The sequence below is a fragment of the Achromobacter sp. FW305-C-30-7 genome (genome assembly GCF_058783105.1).
In genome coordinates this window covers 92,385-109,005 of record NZ_JBYSYI010000011.1, presented here as the reverse complement: position 1 = coordinate 109,005, position 16,621 = coordinate 92,385, and the positions used below count along the sequence as shown (strand labels likewise).

The 16,621-nt window shown below is 61.5% G+C and carries 13 protein-coding genes and 1 tRNA gene; 3 read left to right on the top strand and 11 right to left on the bottom strand.

Annotated elements, in window-relative coordinates:
- Position 1: 1 nt before the first annotated feature.
- Complete coding sequence (locus AC3WOB_RS27345) at positions 2–1,174, bottom strand: thiolase family protein (protein WP_492276764.1); 1,173 nt, start codon at positions 1,172–1,174, stop codon at positions 2–4.
- Positions 1,171–1,572, bottom strand: a complete 402-nt coding sequence (locus AC3WOB_RS27340; RefSeq protein WP_013392841.1) for a Zn-ribbon domain-containing OB-fold protein — start codon at positions 1,570–1,572, stop codon at positions 1,171–1,173. The genes AC3WOB_RS27345 and AC3WOB_RS27340 overlap by 4 nt, the downstream gene beginning before the upstream one ends.
- A gap of 154 nt (positions 1,573–1,726) precedes the next feature.
- Here AC3WOB_RS27340 and AC3WOB_RS27335 point away from each other — a divergent pair, with 154 nt between their 5' ends.
- Entirely contained in the window at positions 1,727–2,659 is a 933-nt protein-coding gene (locus AC3WOB_RS27335; protein WP_492276763.1) for a LysR family transcriptional regulator, read from the top strand.
- A 13-nt stretch (positions 2,660–2,672) separates the two neighbouring features.
- Here the strand turns inward: AC3WOB_RS27335 and AC3WOB_RS27330 are convergent, their stop codons facing one another.
- Complete coding sequence (locus AC3WOB_RS27330) at positions 2,673–3,266, bottom strand: BPSL1445 family SYLF domain-containing lipoprotein (protein WP_041655386.1); 594 nt, start codon at positions 3,264–3,266, stop codon at positions 2,673–2,675.
- A 325-nt stretch (positions 3,267–3,591) separates the two neighbouring features.
- Here AC3WOB_RS27330 and AC3WOB_RS27325 point away from each other — a divergent pair, with 325 nt between their 5' ends.
- On the top strand, positions 3,592–3,750 hold the full coding sequence (locus AC3WOB_RS27325; RefSeq protein ID WP_080551052.1) for a DUF6726 family protein: 159 nt from the start codon (positions 3,592–3,594) through the stop codon (positions 3,748–3,750).
- 647 nt (positions 3,751–4,397) lie between these two features.
- Positions 4,398–6,311, top strand: coding sequence for an acyltransferase family protein (locus AC3WOB_RS27320; RefSeq protein WP_492276762.1), 1,914 nt, complete (start codon positions 4,398–4,400; stop codon positions 6,309–6,311).
- A gap of 182 nt (positions 6,312–6,493) precedes the next feature.
- Here the strand turns inward: AC3WOB_RS27320 and AC3WOB_RS27315 are convergent.
- The 8 genes from AC3WOB_RS27315 to hflC all read right to left on the bottom strand — a co-directional run bounded on the left by AC3WOB_RS27315 (position 6,494) and on the right by hflC (position 16,612).
- Positions 6,494–6,572: transfer RNA gene (locus AC3WOB_RS27315), tRNA-Ile, on the bottom strand.
- Between the two features lie 9 nt (positions 6,573–6,581).
- Positions 6,582–8,834, bottom strand: a complete 2,253-nt coding sequence (gene rpoD, locus AC3WOB_RS27310) for an RNA polymerase sigma factor RpoD (RefSeq protein WP_013392838.1) — start codon at positions 8,832–8,834, stop codon at positions 6,582–6,584.
- A 768-nt stretch (positions 8,835–9,602) separates the two neighbouring features.
- Positions 9,603–11,663 carry a DNA primase gene (gene dnaG / locus AC3WOB_RS27305; RefSeq protein ID WP_492276761.1) on the bottom strand — a complete coding sequence of 687 codons (2,061 nt, stop codon included), beginning with the start codon at positions 11,661–11,663 and terminating at the stop codon, positions 9,603–9,605.
- 19 nt (positions 11,664–11,682) lie between these two features.
- Positions 11,683–11,895, bottom strand: a complete 213-nt coding sequence (rpsU, locus tag AC3WOB_RS27300) for a 30S ribosomal protein S21 (RefSeq protein WP_006218592.1) — start codon at positions 11,893–11,895, stop codon at positions 11,683–11,685.
- Between the two features lie 391 nt (positions 11,896–12,286).
- Positions 12,287–12,829, bottom strand: coding sequence for a phosphoribosyltransferase (locus AC3WOB_RS27295; RefSeq protein ID WP_013392836.1), 543 nt, complete (start codon positions 12,827–12,829; stop codon positions 12,287–12,289).
- An 84-nt stretch (positions 12,830–12,913) separates the two neighbouring features.
- Positions 12,914–14,209, bottom strand: coding sequence for an adenylosuccinate synthase (locus AC3WOB_RS27290; protein ID WP_013392835.1), 1,296 nt, complete (start codon positions 14,207–14,209; stop codon positions 12,914–12,916).
- Between the two features lie 77 nt (positions 14,210–14,286).
- Entirely contained in the window at positions 14,287–15,444 is a 1,158-nt protein-coding gene (locus tag AC3WOB_RS27285) for an ATP phosphoribosyltransferase regulatory subunit (protein ID WP_013392834.1), read from the bottom strand.
- Between the two features lie 265 nt (positions 15,445–15,709).
- Entirely contained in the window at positions 15,710–16,612 is a 903-nt protein-coding gene (gene hflC / locus AC3WOB_RS27280) for a protease modulator HflC (RefSeq protein WP_013392833.1), read from the bottom strand.
- Between the last annotated feature and the right edge of the window lie 9 nt (positions 16,613–16,621).

Below are 16,621 nucleotides of genomic sequence, written 5' to 3'. Positions count from 1 at the left end.
GTCAGAGCGTAGGCAACGCGCTGAGGATCGCGGTGGACTGGCTGGACAGCGTGCCGCCGTTGCCGTGCACCAGGGCCAGGTTCGGATCCTTCAACTGGCGTTCACCGCACTCTCCACGCAGTTGCCTGACCGCCTCGACCATGAGAAACACGCCGTACATGCCCGGATGCACGCAGGACAGGCCGCCGCCGTTGGTGTTGACGGCCAGCCGCCCGCCGGGCCCGATCGCGCCATCGTCCACAAACGCGCCGCCCTCGCCCTTCCGGCAGAACCCCAGGTCTTCCAGGAACAGGATGGTGTTGATGGTGAAGGCGTCGTACAGCATGGCCAGGTCCATGTCTTTCGCGGAGACGCCGGCCATCTCGTAGCAACGCTTGCCCGATTCAAGCGCTGCGGTCACCGTCAGGTCATGCATGGACGACACCTGCCGGTTCCATATCGCGGTCGCATTGCCCATCACGTACACCGGTTTCTTGGCGCAGTCGCGCGCGCGGTCGGACCGGGTCAGCACGAACGCGCCGGCGCCGTCGCTGACCATGCAACAGTCGCGCACCGTAAAGGGCTCGCAGACCGGACGCGCCGCCTCGACATCCGCCAGCGACAGCGGTTCGCGCATGGTGGCTTCCGGGTTCAATTGCGCCCATTTCCGCGCGGCCACCGCCACTTCCGACAATTGCTTGCGCGTGGTGCCGTACTGGTGCATGTGGCGGCTCGCGGCCAAGGCGTAGGCCGCTACCGGCAAAGGCGGGTCATAGGGCGTTTCGTAAGGCTGCGGGTCGAGGAATTTCCGCACGCGGGTCAGATCGGCACGGTTGAACGTGGCGGTGCGCTGGGTGCTGCCGTAACAGACCAGAACCGCATTGCACTGCCCGGAAGCGAGCGCGTGCATGGCCGGGAGCAAATGCGCCACATAGCTGGAACCGCCGATCATGGTGCTGTCCACGAAGGTCGGACGTATGCCGAGATACTCGACGACGGACATCGCCCACATGGGCGACAGGGAGCTACAGGTCGTAATGCCGTCTATATCCTTGAGACTCAGGCCGGCGTCCGTAATCGCGGCCATGGCGGCTTGCGCCAGCACTTCCTGCTCGCTATGGCCGCTGGCCTGTCCCAGCCCGGCCAGTCCCACGCCGACCACGGCCGTCTTGCCTCTCAAATCGCGCAGCGTCATGCTGTCCTCCCCGAGGGCACGAACACCACTTGCGCGGCATGGCCGTCCGCCACGATCCGGGCGCTTACGCGCATGCCGATACGCACCTGCGCGGGCGCCAGCTCCGCGACCCGGCTCATCATCCGCACGCCTTCCGGCAAATCCACCAGGCAAACGTTGTAGTCGCCGCCCTGCTCCGGCTTGCGGTACACGGTCGTGGTGGCATACACCACTCCCTCACCCGAAGGCGAGAACCAGCGCAATGCCAAGCCGCCGCAATGGGGGCACACGCAGCGGGGATAGAACACCGCCTGGCTGCAATCCTCGCAACGTTGAATCTGGAACCGGCCCGCCGCCAGCCCATCTAGATAAATCCGCTCGGGCCCGCCCGCTGCCTGCGCACTGCTCTGGATCTCCACCCATGCCTCCTGTCGTGTCGTCTTCTGAACCTGCCAACATTGCGGCTCAGTGTAGGGACAGGCATGCGGCAGATAAACGGACCCGAGGGCAAATCACCTTTAACTTTCCGCGTGGGAATGACTAAGATGGCGTGCACCCATCAGCCCGAGCGCCATGTACATCCTCATAGACCATCTCAAGCATGTTCTGAATTTCGTGCGGGTCGCGGACAGCGGCAGTTTCACGGCCGCGGCGCACCGGCTCGACATCTCAACCGCATCGGTGAGCAAGAGCGTTTCACTGCTTGAAGCCAAGCTGGGCGTGAAGCTGCTCAACCGCACCACACGCAACCTGTCGCTGACGGACGATGGCGAATTGCTGCTGCGGCGTTGCCGCCATATCCTGCTGGAAGTGGAGGCCGCCGAGGCCGAAGTAACGGGAGCGAGCGAGAGTCCGCGCGGCAAGCTGCGCGTGCATGCGCCGGTCGGGTTGGGCAGAAAGGTCATCATGCCTGCGCTGCTGTCGCTGACTGCGCGCTACCCGGAACTATCGATCAACGCCGATTTCAGCGACCGCATTCCCAATCTGGCTGAAGAGGGACTGGATGCGACCATACGGATCGGCGTCACTGCGGATTCGCGTGTGATCGCCAAGACCTTGTCGCAACTGCGCTACGTCACGTGCGCCAGCCCCGCCTATCTGGCCGCGCATGGCACGCCGACTACACCCGCCGAACTGGAACGGCACAACTGCCTGGCCTACGTCCAATGGCAGACCGGCCGATATCACGAATGGGATTTCCAGAAAGGCGATGAGCGCTACACGATCACGCCCGGCGGCAATCTGAACGTAAACCATCCGGAAGCCATCCTGGATGCCGTGGTGGCCGGCGCGGGCATCGCCCGCATGGCCAGCTTCATTGCAGAGTCCGCCGTCATGGACGGACGCCTGAAACTGGTGTTGACCTACTGGATGGCGCCTGGCGCGCCGGTCCAGCTGGTCTATCTGCCGAACCGGCACCTATCGCCGCGCATCCGCGCTTTTGTGGATGCAATGACGCAGGCCCTGCCTCCCCAATTGCCTTGGGAAAAGGCCATGGGCCTGTAAGGGCGCGCGCCTGCTACAACAACAGCGGCGAAATCTTGCTGCCGTCCACCGACACTCCGGCCATTAGACCGCCGTTGTTCAAGACGAAACCGACGATGGGTTGTTGCGCGGTGTTGGTATCGATGCTGCCGTTGACGCCCACGTTGGCCACCGCCACCGTCGCGTCCGCCCCGACCGTCCAACCGCTGCTGGCGCGGAACTTGGCCAAGGCATCGTCCGTCATGAACAACACCACCATGGCCTTGGACTGGGCGCCAGCCTGCAAGCCAATAGAACCGCCCGTGATGCTGTAGTAGCCGGTATCCGAACCGCTCACGCGCAGCACGCCGGACCCATGCTGGGCTCCCACGATGAAGCTTGCACTCAATACGCCCGGGAACACCAACACCCCGCGCGCGCGTTCGACCAATTGCTTGGCCTGCGACGAAGATTGATAAAGCTTGCTCAGGGTGGCGTCCGCGGCGGTATCGAGTTCCTGCCGCTTTTCCGCAGCCGTGGCCGAGGATTGAGCGGTGGTCGTGGTGCAGCCGGTAAACAACAAGCCAGCCACGCCGAGCATCGCGGCGATCACGCCCGCTCGGCCTGCCTTGGGAAAAGTATCAAGCATGTAGCGCTCCTTCTTTTTGTTGGACGCCCTTCCGGGTACGCCCGGAAAGAACATCACCATCCTACCCGGGATTTCCCGGCTCTGGCGCCATGCAAACGGGGTCCGCGTTACCTCCTGTTCCAAGGCGAGCAAGTGTCATTACACTTGGCCAGCATTTCCCCACTAATTGGCGCGGCGACACATAGCAGAATGCCGCCTGCGCAATGCAGCGTGCACGTTTTCTTCATATGGGAATCGGCGTCTGAACATGGTCGAAATAGACTCCGTGCGACACCGCCAGCCTTTTATCGGGCTGCGCCTTGATCAATCAATTCGAACACGTCCAATGAAGTGGCTTTTGATTTCAATGCTGTGCATATCCGCTTCCGGTTGCGGCGTAGCGGCCGCCCCCTGCCGTATTGCGTCTGCGGCCATCAAGATCGTGCCCGTCGTCGGCGACGTCGCCGCAGCGCCAACGGATGCTTGCGCGGAAGTGATCGATTGATGCGGTCCCTGCTTTATTCCCCAGCCTTCCTGCACGTTAGCTACATGTGACAAAGCTAACCATGCTCAATGCACTGGTCAGATACTGGATTGCGGCAGCTTTCTCTGGAGTCTGGTGAACGGACGAATTTTCCAGCTTTACCAAGGCATGCCTCATTAGCTCAATGGGAGACATCATTGAGATGTCAGATGTCATTGGGCGAGCGCCGCTCCACGCCAGGGCCTCCGCCTCGAAAGCCAGCGGGTCCTGGGCAGTACCAGGCAAGGCTTTAGATTTCATCGGAGTTCTCCATCGCTGTCATACACAAAAGAGATCAGAGCGAGAGCCAACATGAAAGTTCCGGCGAAACGGCTGGAGCGATATCGGCATAGGTTGGAAGCTGCCGATGACTGAAAGAATGCCCATCCACTACGTCAGGAGACGGCGCCATACGCCGAGACAGCAGCACCTGGTCTGCGCCGGCTAAACCGCGTAGAGCCATCAAGGTACCCGGGCTGGAGCGTTCGGGCTATGACCATAGCCGGTTTTTCGGGGCCCCGTCGCCTGTTTTGGCCGCTTCCTATGGACGACAAGAAGCCCGCCAGAACGGGAGATCCATAACTTCACGCCGTGTCGTATGATGCTGGCGCAACCAACGGACGCCCTCAATGAAACACGCCAGCCACGGAATTGTCTATCGGCCAGACATAGACGGCCTCAGGGCTGTCGCAATAATTTCCGTCGTCATTTACCACGCAGTCCCAGGAACCTTCACGGGCGGGTTTGTTGGCGTCGACGTTTTTTTTGTGATTTCAGGGTTCTTGATCTCGTCGATCCTTCTTGGAAATCTAGAGCAGGGAAAATTCAGCTTTTCCTATTTCTACATATCCAGGACCAGGCGTCTGCTCCCTGCCTTGACTACGGTTCTAATCGCAACATATCTCGCTGGCTGGTTTCTGCTGATGCCGAAGGAATTCAGTGAGCTCGGCGTTCAGATCGTAGGGGGAGCGACTTTTCTTCAGAACTTTGTCCTTTGGCGCCAAGACGGCTACTTTGATACGACGTCCGAATTGAAGCCGTTGATGCATCTTTGGTCCCTGGGCATCGAGGAACAGTTTTATCTTGTCTATCCGGTGCTGCTTTGGCTTTCTTTCAGACGGAAAGCCTGTCTTCCAGCCATTCTCGCGTTTGCACTGATTTCCTTCGTCCTGAATATCTGGCGAATTCAAGATCATCCTGTGGAAGTATTCTTCCTTCCCCACACGCGATTCTGGGAGCTTCTGGCTGGCGGGGCGCTCGCGTGTTTCATGCTGCGCCGTAACCCTACCCGGCATCATTATCGTGGCCCGCTCTCCGATGTGGGGACGGCGCTCGGTCTGACGCTCATCACAAGCTCCGTATTGCTTTTCGACAGCCACATCGCCTTTCCAGGTTGGTGGGCCGTCATACCGGTCACAGGGACACTATTGGTACTAGCCACTGCGAACGCGTCGAGGCTAGGACAAGCGATCCTGGCCAACCGCGCGTTGGTTTACATTGGCCTTATCAGCTATCCGCTGTACCTCTGGCATTGGCCACTGCTCTCAATCGGCAAGCTGCTGGACCCGGGCATTACGACGGAAACAAGGGTGTCGCTTGCCCTGGCAAGCGTCTTGCTTGCGGCGCTGACCTATCACTTGATCGAGAAGAACTTCCGCACATTCGTGCGTCCGCGAGTTGCCGTCCCCCTTCTAGGGGGAATGCTCGCTATCGCAGGCGCGGTTGGGGTTCAAGCTGTCGCTAGTCAAGGCGCGCCTTCGCGCCTTCCCGACGCACTGCAAGCCGTCGCCACGTACACCTATTCCTACGAAGGGGACGCCAGATACCCGGCGTGCTGGCTCACCGCAAAAGACGGCGGTTCCGCCTTCGATCGGCAGTGCTATGAATTGCTGGATCAAGGTGCGAGCAAGTCCATGATCGTGTGGGGCGACTCGTACGCCGCTCGCCTTTATCCCGGCGTTCTGGCGATCCTTGGCGACCAGTACACGATCGCACAGACGACCCGCAATAGTTGCCCTCCATTGCTGGACAGCCAATATGACAGCTGCAGAGCGAGCAATGAATTCACCCTGTCGTTGATCAAGAAGCACCCCAACGCCGCTGTGGTGATGTTTGCGGTCTGGGATCAATACACTCAGGACTGGGCGAAAGATTCCGCGGAGCGCAACGCTCTTATTCATACCATTCAAACGGTAAAGGAGTCTGGTGCCAAAGAGGTAATCCTTGTTGGCCCTGCCCCGCGATGGCCGGAGAACTTGCCCACCTTGGTCCTTAAAACTTGGAAAAACGGTGCGCTCGCGCAATCAACGCCACAAAGGTTGTCGACATCGCTGCTCCCGATGATTCAGGGTATTGATGCAGCTCTGCGCGAAATCAGCAAGATCGAGAACATCACCTACGTTTCGGCCTTCGATAGCCTGTGCAACAGTGACGGGTGCCTGGTCAGAACGAACGATGACCCAACAAGCTTCACGACCTGGGACATCGGCCACCTAACCACTGACGGTGCAAAGGTGGTCGCAAGCTCGATTCCGCTGAAATAGTGCAGGTCCGGCAGCCCCGGCGGCCTGCCTCCCCGATTCAAGTTGGTACGTTCTCCAATCCACGGCCGCGGGGAAATCCGGCTGCTGATCGAAGTGGCTGAGTACGACCTGGTACTGCTTACAGGCCACGACAAAAGAAAAGCGCGGGTTGCGTGAACCACCCGCAAACCCGCGCCATTACTTGGTAGGCCCCCCGAGAGTCGAACTCGGCACCAACGGATTATGAGTCCGCTGCTCTAACCAGGCATGAGCTAGAGGCCCTAAAAACGATTACTGCCCTTCCAGGAAGCTCTTCAGCTTATCGGCCCGGCTGGGGTGACGCAGCTTGCGCAGTGCTTTCGCCTCTATTTGGCGAATGCGCTCGCGCGTGACGTCGAATTGCTTGCCCACTTCTTCCAGGGTCTGGTCCGTGCTCATTTCGATACCGAAACGCATGCGCAGAACCTTGGCTTCACGCGGGGTGAGAGAGTCTAGCACTTCCTTGACCACATCGCGCATCGAACCGTGCAAGGCCGCGTCGGAAGGCGCCAGGGTGGACGTGTCTTCGATGAAATCACCCAGATGCGAGTCGTCGTCGTCACCGATGGGCGTTTCCATGGAGATCGGTTCCTTGGCGATCTTCAGGATCTTGCGGATCTTGTCCTCGGGCATGTCCATCTTCTGCGCCAGGGTCGCGGGATCCGGCTCGGCGCCGGTTTCCTGCAGGATCTGGCGGCTGATCCGGTTCATCTTGTTGATCGTTTCGATCATGTGAACCGGGATACGGATGGTGCGCGCCTGGTCGGCGATGGAACGCGTGATGGCCTGACGGATCCACCAGGTCGCGTAGGTCGAGAACTTGTAGCCGCGGCGGTATTCGAACTTGTCCACGGCCTTCATCAGGCCGATGTTGCCTTCCTGGATCAGGTCCAGGAACTGCAGGCCGCGGTTCGTGTACTTCTTGGCGATCGAGATCACCAGGCGCAGGTTGGCCTCGGTCATTTCGCGCTTGGCCTTGCGAGCCTTGGCTTCGCCAGTGGCCATGCGCTTGTTGACGTCCTTCAGGTCCTTCAGCGGCAGCACGACGCGCGTTTGCAGGTCGATGAGCTTCTGCTGCAGTTCCTGAACGGCGGGAATCTGGCGCTCCAGCGTTTCGGCGTACGGGTGGCCGGCAGCCACTTCATCGACGACCCACTGCATGTTGGTTTCGTTGCCCGGGAACACCTTGATGAAGTGCGTGCGCGGCATGCCGGCACGGTCCACACACGTGTGCAGGACGGCGCGCTCGAGCTGGCGCACTTCCTCGACCTGTTGGCGCAGCGTATCCGCCAGCTTCTCGACCATCTTGGCCGTGAAGCGGATGCCCATCAGTTCGTTCTGGATGGATTCCTGGGCGCGCACGTAGACGTCCGACTTGTAGCCGTCCTTCTCGTACGAGTGGCGCATCTTTTCGAACTGCTTGCCGACTTCGTCGAACTTCGCCAGGGCCTTCACGCGCAGGTCTTCCAGCTGCTTGCTGGACATGCCGCCTGCGGGGCCGTCGTCGCCTTCGTCTTCCTCGGCGGTGACGCCGGCGCCGGCGTACTCTTCGCCGTCTTCCGGATCGACCAGGCCGTCGACCACTTCGTCGATCTGGGCCTGGCCTTCGCGCACGCGCAGGATGTGGGCCAGGATCTCGTTGATCGTGGTCGGGCAGGCCGAGATGGCCATGACCATGTGCTTCAGGCCGTCTTCGATGCGCTTGGCGATTTCAATTTCGCCTTCGCGCGTCAACAGTTCCACGGAGCCCATTTCACGCATGTACATGCGCACGGGATCGGTGGTGCGGCCGAAATCGGAGTCCACGGTGGTCAGCGCGGCTTCGGCTTCGTCTTCGACGTCGTCGTCGTTGGAGGCCACCGGCGCGTTTTCGCTCATCAGCAGCGTTTCGGCATCGGGCGCCTGGTCGTAGACCGCAATGCCCATGTCGCTGAACGTGCTGATGATGCCGTCGATCGCTTCCGCGTCGACCAGGTCGTCAGGCAGATGGTCGTTGATTTCGCCGTAGGTCAGGTAGCCGCGGTCCTTGCCCAGCTTGATCAGCTGCTTCAGGCGGTTGCGGCGCGCTTCGTATTCTTCGGGCGTGACGGGGCCGCGGGCGATCAGATCCTTGGGATCGGCCTTGCCGCGCTTGCCGCCGCGCTTGGGCGGCTTCAGATCGGGCAGGACTTCGCCCTCGCCGTCCATCGAATCGTCGAAGCCGTCGGCATCATTGTTGGCGTTCTTGGCGGGACGGCCCGGGCGGCGTCCGCTGGGCACGGGGCGCGCGCTGCCCACGAGGTCGGCGAGCTTGTCTTCGGCCTTCTTGGCGCGAGCCTTCGTCACCTTCTCGGGCTTGTCAGCCGCGGCAGCCTTGGTCGCCTTCTTGGCGGCGGGCTTGGCGACCTTCACCGCCGTCTTGGCGGGCGCCTTTTCCGCTGCCATGCTTACGACGCGCTTGGCCGTGGTGGCCTTGGTTTCGGCCGCATCAATTGCAGAGGAGGATTTGCCGGTGGATTTGGTCATAGTCGCTTCCGTGGTCGTCGCAACCCGTTCGGGCATGTTGCACCGCATGAAGCCGCCTTGGACGGGCAGCCCAACACGGCGGTTATACGGGTAAAACTGGTGAATCGGCGGAGACCACACGGCTGCGTTGTTCGCAGCGCTGGCTCTTGCGAGCCCGCTTGGCGCCGTTCCGGTGCGATACCGTACTTGCGCGTTGCGTGCATGGCCTCATCCTGCGGGGGCTTGCGCGCGTCGGGGGGGCTGTCTGCCTATAAATAGGCTTTGCTTGCTTATCGGGCCTTGGCCCCAAGCAGCTGAGTAGACACAGCACCCAAACCACTAACGCTACGCGGAAACGACCGCCGCCGAACTGCTTGATTCACCGCTCAGCTATATTAATTAACTATGTAACAAATTTGACGCGCGCATCCGCTTTTATTTCTGCCGTTGCGCGCCTGGCGTTCCATTTCTGGAGCGCCCGCCGCGTCCGGATCGCAGGTCCCGCGTCAAACCCTATACATCCATTAGATTCCAGCATCCGGAATAGATTCCGTCTGCCAGACGCATTTCGTATTGCTCACGGATTGCAGCACCAGGATTACTACCAAATTCAGCAAGAATTAAGCAGAAATCGACTGCACATACCTCAATTCGCGAGCTCACCAGGCCAAAGCCTTGTTTAAGTTCGGCGCCCCGCAACGGGTACCGCGCCGCACAAACAACTGCCTGCCCCAGCTCCACCGGCCAAAAATGCGCTATGCCGGCGGACAACCTTTGATTTTAGCGCATTTAGCGCACACCGGCACCTTTCAGCACGGCCATGCGGCTGGAAAGCTCCAGATAGCGCTTGCGCGCTTCTTCCGTGGTCAACCCCGCCGCAGCGAGTTTGGCGATCTCCAGCTTGGCCGAATCGAACTCGATGCGCCTCAAGGCATCGTCCCATTCCGTTTGCGGGTCCGGCAGGTCTTCCTGAGACAGGATATCGGCCCGCAGCCCCTTCAGCACGGTGGCCAGATCCGAATCCGGATCCGCCGCCTCCAGCAGCGCGCCGACATGACGGGCGCCGCTGGATTGCGCCAGCATGATCAAGTCTCTTACAAGACCTAGATGGGGACCATGGTCGATGACTTCAAGCTGCTGGTCGCCCATGGAGTCAACCAGCTCAGGGTGCGCCAGCAGCAGGCCCAGCAGGCGTTTGGCCAGCGAAGGCATGGTGCGGCGGCCTTCAAATCCGCCAACGTCGTTGTCGCGCTTGCCTTTCCAGTTGCCTTTGCCGCCTTTCCAGTCGCCCTTGCCCTTCCAGTCGCTTTTGCCCTTCCATTCCTGTTTGCCGCCGCTGCGCTGACCGCCTCCGCCGCCAAAGTCGGAACCCTGGGACGGCAGATGGACCTGGTCCGCGTAATCGGACTCATCGGCCGGAATGTCATGAAAATCGTGACCGGCGAAGTCGTAGCCCATGTCTGAATGGCCGGGTTCATGCTCCCGCCCGGATGCTGCGGCCGCGCCGGCATCCCCTCCGGCCGCGCCCGATTTGGCCGCGGGCGCAAAGGGCTTGGCGGGCTGCTGAGCCAGCACCTGAGCCATTTCCTCAGGCGTCAGTTGAACCAACTTGGCCATTTCCCGCTCGATCTGCACGCGCAGTGCGCATTCGGGAATGGCGGCCAGCAAGGGCTTGGCTTCGTGCAGGCAACTGGCACGCCCTTCGGCTTCGTTCATGTTGTGCCGCGAAGCCAACTCATCCAGCAGGAAGCGGGAGAGCGCCACGGCGTCCCCCAGGCATGCGCGGAAGGCTTCCGCGCCCAGTTCGCGCACGTACGAGTCGGGATCGTGCTCCGAGGGCAGGAACAGGAAGCGGATCGCAATATCGTCGCGCAGCACCGGCAGACAGGCCTGCAAGGCGCGCCATGCGGCACGCCGGCCGGCGCCGTCGCCGTCGAAACTGAAGATAACCTTATCGCTGGCACGCAACAGCTTCTTGACATGGTCCGGCGTGGTGGCCGTACCCAGCGTCGCCACCGCGTTGGCGATGCCTTGCTGGGCCAGGCCGACCACGTCCATGTAGCCTTCGACCACAATGACCTGACCTTCCTGGCGTATGGCCAGGCGCGCCTCCCACAGCCCGTAGAGCTCATGCCCCTTGGAGAACAGCGGGGTTTCCGGCGAATTCAGGTACTTGGGCTCGCCCTTGCCGATGATGCGGCCACCGAATCCGATAAGACTGCCCCGCGCATTGCGGATCGGAAACATGACCCGTTCCCGGAAGCGGTCGTAGCGGCGCCCGTCCTCGGATTCGATGACCAACCCGGACTCGACCAGGACGGGGTCCTCATAGGTCGGGAAGACTTGGGACAAGCCGTGGCGGTCGGTGCCCGACCAGCCCAGGCCGAAATGGGCCGCGATTTCACCCGTCAGGCCGCGCTGCTTCAAATAGCGGATCGCCGCGGGCGATGCCCGCAACTGCTTGAGGTAATGGGCCTGAGCGGCATCCAGCACCTGCGTGTGGCGGGATTCCTCGGCCTTGCGGCGCGCGGATTCCTGCTGCTGGCGTGGACTGCGGTTTTCTTCGGGGACCGTCATTCCCGCCGATGCCGCGAGCGTGCGCACGGCATCGGGGAAACTGGCGCCCGTGTGTTCCATCAGGAAGGTGATGGCGCTGCCGTGCGCTCCGCAACCAAAACAGTGATAGAACTGCTTGGTGGGGCTGACAGTGAACGAGGGACTTTTTTCGTTATGAAAAGGGCACAGGCCAAGCAAGTTGGCCCCGCCCTTTCTCAACTGCACGTATCGCCCGACTATGTCGACGACGTCGACTCGGGCGAGCAAATCCTGGATGAATGATTCTGGAATCAATAGATTCGGGAATCAAAAATCAATACAGGCGCGGGGGCAGTTGTTGGCTACGGATGCGCTTGTAGTGGCGCTTCACAGCGGCGGCGTGCTTGCGCTTGCGCTCAGCCGTGGGCTTCTCATAGAACTCGCGCGAACGCAGCTCGGTGAGCAAACCGGTCTTTTCGATGGTGCGCTTGAAGCGGCGCAGAGCGGCTTCAAACGGTTCGTTTTCCTTCAGTCGAACGATAGGCATAAAGTGATTGGCCTGCTTGTAGGGTAACAAAAGTTGATGACAAACCTGGCTTGCTTACCAGCAACGCTGCGCGGGTCCAGGTACGCGTAAACGGCCTCGTCGATACCAAAATCATACCAACAGAGACAGATACCGCGAACGGGGAACCTTGAAAGCGCAACCCAGGGGCCGGACGCTGGCTTCAGTGCCGCCTGGCAGCCCTGAACCGCAGATCCCATCCTGGATTTCCGCTGGCTGTTTCCGTTACCCAAAGACTACCCAGAGAGTAACAAGCCAAGTTCGGTTTAGCGATAACCAGCGATTCTAGCATGGTCATGGCCATTTTGACTACTGGGGGGACAGTCTGGCGCCCTGGGCAGCCAGAATGCCCTCTCCCGCCGGAAAAGCAAGCTCAGCTCTTGGAACCCTTGCGGATCCAGGCCTCGAGCTGATGCGGACGCAGGCTGTCGTAGTCTTCGAAAGGCTGATGAATCCAGGGATTGGTCGGCAGCTTGTCGACGTAGTAATCCGGCGTCGCCTGGGAATGGCCCTTCCACCACAGCACCGCGCTGCGCAGTTCGGTGATGTCGGCGAATTGGCTCTTCAGGTGATCGAAGACCTTGTTGAAGGTCTTGCCGGTATCGACCATGTCGTCCACCAGCAACACCCGCCCGGACAACGTGCCGCGCGTGATGGTGATGAACTGGGCGATATCCATGTCGCCTTGCTTGGTGCCGGCCGCTTCGCGATAGCTGCTCGTGGCCAGGATACCCAGCGGCACATCAAAAATACGGGACATAACATCACCAACGCGCATGCCGCCGCGCGCCAGACAAAGAATCTTGTCGAACTTCCAACCCGATTGATGCACCTGCAAGGTAAGGCGCTCGATCAGGCGGTTGTAGTCGTCCCACGTCACCCACAGATGGCTGTCATCATTGGTCGGCGTGCTCATAGGCAAGCATCTCCTGCTTAATAAATACGAAAAGGCCGCCGCCGGTATGAGACCGGCGGCGGCCTTGCGAATAATAACCCGATGTCAGCCCTTCAGGGGATGACGCAGCACAATGGTTTCGTTGCGGTCGGGACCGGTCGACACCAGATCTATCGGGACGCCGCAGACTTCGGCCACGCGCTCCAGGTAGCGACGGGCCGCCTCGGGCAGCTTGTCGTACTCGGTGATGCCGACGGTGGATTCGCTCCAGCCCGGCAGTTCTTCCAGCACCGGTTGCGCCTGCGCCACAGCATGCGCGCCGTAAGGCAGCACATCGCGGAACTCGCCGTTGACGCGATAGCCGACGCCCAGCTGGATGGTTTCCAGGCCGTCCAGCACGTCCAGCTTGGTGATGCACAGGCCGGTGATGCCGTTCAGGCGGACCGAGCGCTTGAGCGCCGCGCCGTCGAACCAGCCGCAACGACGCGGACGGCCCGTGACGGAACCGAATTCCTTGCCGATCGTGGCCAGGCGGGTACCGATCTCATCGACCAGCTCCGTGGGGAACGGACCCGATCCGACGCGCGTCGTGTAGGCCTTGGTGATACCCAGGACGTAGTCCAGTTGCTGCGGACCGACGCCTGCGCCGGCCGAGGCCGCGCCAGCAACGCAGTTGCTGCTGGTGACGAAGGGATAGGTACCGTGGTCCACGTCCAGCAATGCGCCCTGCGCGCCCTCGAACAACAGGCGCTTACCTTCCTGTTGCATGGCGTACAGGTTGCTCGACACGTCCTTGACCATCGGGGCGATGGCCGGAGCCAGCGCCATGGCCTGGTCGCGCACTTCATTGGCGGAAACCGCCTCGGCGCCCAGGTACTTGGTCAGCACGAAGTTGTGGTAATCCAGCACCTCGGCGAGCTTTTCGTCGAACAGCGCGGGATTGAACAGGTCCTGCACGCGCAGCGCGCGGCGGGCGACCTTATCTTCGTACGCAGGACCGATGCCGCGACCGGTCGTGCCGATCTTGCCGTCGCCCTTGCGCGCTTCGCGCGCCTTGTCGATGGCAACGTGGTACGGCAGGATCAGCGGGCAGATTTCGGAAATCTGCAGGCGCGAACGCACGTCCAGACCGGCGGCCTCAAGCTCTTCGATTTCCTTGAGCAGGGCTTCGGGGGACAGCACGACGCCGTTGCCGATGAAGCAGGTGACGCCAGGATGCATGATGCCCGACGGGATCAGGCGAAGAATCGTCTTCTTGCCGTTGATCCACAGCGTATGGCCGGCATTGTGACCGCCTTGGAAGCGGACCACGCCCTGGACGGATTCCGCCAGCCAGTCGACGATCTTGCCCTTGCCCTCGTCACCCCACTGGGTGCCGATTACGACTACGTTCTTGCTCATGTTACGAATCAATATCGAGTTTCTCGGGAAATCCGGAAATCTCCCCGCGGGCCCTCTCGTTGCCGAGAGGGAGTTAGTCACAGCGTTCTGACCGTCCAGGCGCCATCCTGCAGCGCCAGCTCGCGATCGCAAACGAATTCGTCCTGATCCTGCTCGTGACCGGGCAATACCTGAACGACAATTTCCCCCGACCGGCGCAGGCGGCGCACCGCCTCGGTCAGGGCGGGGGCTTGCCCCCAAGGCGCGCGAACCGCACGCGCCCTTTCCGCCGGCGGCAAACCCGCCGCCAGCTTGCGTAAATCAAGACTGAAGCCGGTGGCGGGACGGGCCCGGCCAAACGCACGGCTGACATCGTCATAACGGCCGCCGCTGACCAGCGCATCGCGCCAGCCTTCGGCATACAGCGCGAACTTCACGCCGGAATGGTAGCCATAGCCACCCACGTCGGCCAAGTCCACGCCGAAAGCCACATTGGGCATGGCGTCCACCACCAACTGCAGCGCGTCCAGAGCCGCCACCACGCCCGGCAACAAGGGCAGTTCGCGGCGCGCTTCCTTCAGCACTTCCGGCCCGCCGTACAGCTTGGGCAGCAATTGCAGGGCCTTCAGGGTCTCTGTACGCAGGCCGGGAGCCCGCTCAGCCAATTCGCCCAACCCCGGGACGTCCTTCTCGCGCATCAGCAGGATGACGTCCTGCGACAAGGCCGCGGCCGCCGGATCGGATTCCAGCAGCGCGCGCAGCACGCCCGGATGGCACAGATCCAGACGCGGGTTGCGCACGCCGGCGATCGCCACCGTTTCCAGCACCAGCTGGATGATCTCCAGGTCGGCCTCGAAGCCGGCATGGCCGTAGATCTCGGCGCCGATCTGCAGCAACTCGCGGCTGGACAGCAGGTCCGCCGGGCGGGCATGCAGCACGTTGCCGCAATAGCACAGACGGGTAACGCCGGCGCGGTTCAACAAGTGCGCGTCGATGCGCGTGACCTGAGGAGTCATGTCGGCGCGCACGCCCAGCGTGCGACCAGACAGTTGGTCGACCAGCTTACAGGTGCGCAGATCCAGATCGCTGCCGGTGCCAGACAGCAATGAATCGATGTATTCGACCAGGGGCGGCGCGACCAGCTCGAAACCGTAAGTGCGATACAGATCGAGAAGTTCGCGGCGCAATTCCTCGATGCGCCGGGCCTCTGCCGGAAGTACGTCGGCAAGGCTCTCGGGCAGCAACCAGTTACCCATGAATGTTTACCTGAATAACGCCAAATGATGCATGGGCGTCGCCCAAACGAAAAAGCGGCTGAGGGGGCGTAAGCCCGCTCAGCCGCTGCGGAATGTTTTCTAGCTTACGGGGTATTGTACATGGTTCAGCGGCGAGCGCCACCCGGACCTGCCCTGGGCAAGCAACCGTCCCTTATTGCACAACGACGAGCCAACCGCCGCAACCGCCAGCAAAAAGCCCCTTGGAAATCCAAGGGGCTTTTCGTTCCGCGTTACCGCAGCCGCATCACTTGGCCGGCACGGTGACCGGCGCCAGCGCGTCGCCGGTGGGATCCTTCATGAACTGGAAGAAGCTGGAGCTGGGGTCAACGACCAGCACGTCACCCGGCTTCGAGAACGAAGCGCGGTAGGCTTCCAGGCTCTTGTAGTACGTGTAGAACTGCGGGTTCTTGCCATAGGCCTGCGAATAGATCGCAGCAGCCGCGGCGTCGCCCTCGCCCATGATGCCCTGGGCCTTGGCGTAGGCCTGGGCCACGATCACTTCACGCTGGCGGTCGGCTTCGGCGCGGATCTTTTCGCCTTCGGCGGCACCGATGGAACGCAGCTCGTTGGCGACGCGCGTACGCTCCGCTTCCATGCGGCGATACACCGATTCCGAAATCTCCGGCGCAAACTCGATGCGGCGCAGGCGCACATCGACGATCTGCACGCCCAAGGGCTCGGCGCGCTTGGCGACGTTGGTCAGGATCTCGGCCATGATCTTGTCGCGTTCGGTCGAAACCACGTCGCGCACCGTACGCACGTTGACCGAGGCGTTCAGTGCGTCGCGGATCAGCGCCTGCAGGCGCTCCTGCGCCACGCGCTCATTGCCGCCGGTGGACACGTAGTACTGGCGCGGATCCGCAATGCGCCACTTGACGTACGAATCGATCAGCAGGTTCTTCTTTTCGGAAGTCTGGATGCGTTCGGCTTCGTTGGTTTCGATGGTCAGAATGCGCTTGTCGAGCGTCACGACATTCTGGAACGGAGGCGGCGCCTTGAAGTAAAGGCCGGGTTCGTTGATGGTCTTGCGCACTTCACCCAGCGAGAACACCAGGGCGTAGTCGCGCTCGCGCACGACGAAGACGCAGGAAGAAAGGGCGGCCAGCACGATGAGCAGGCCGACCAGGATAGGCATGAGACGTTGCATGATCAGGAC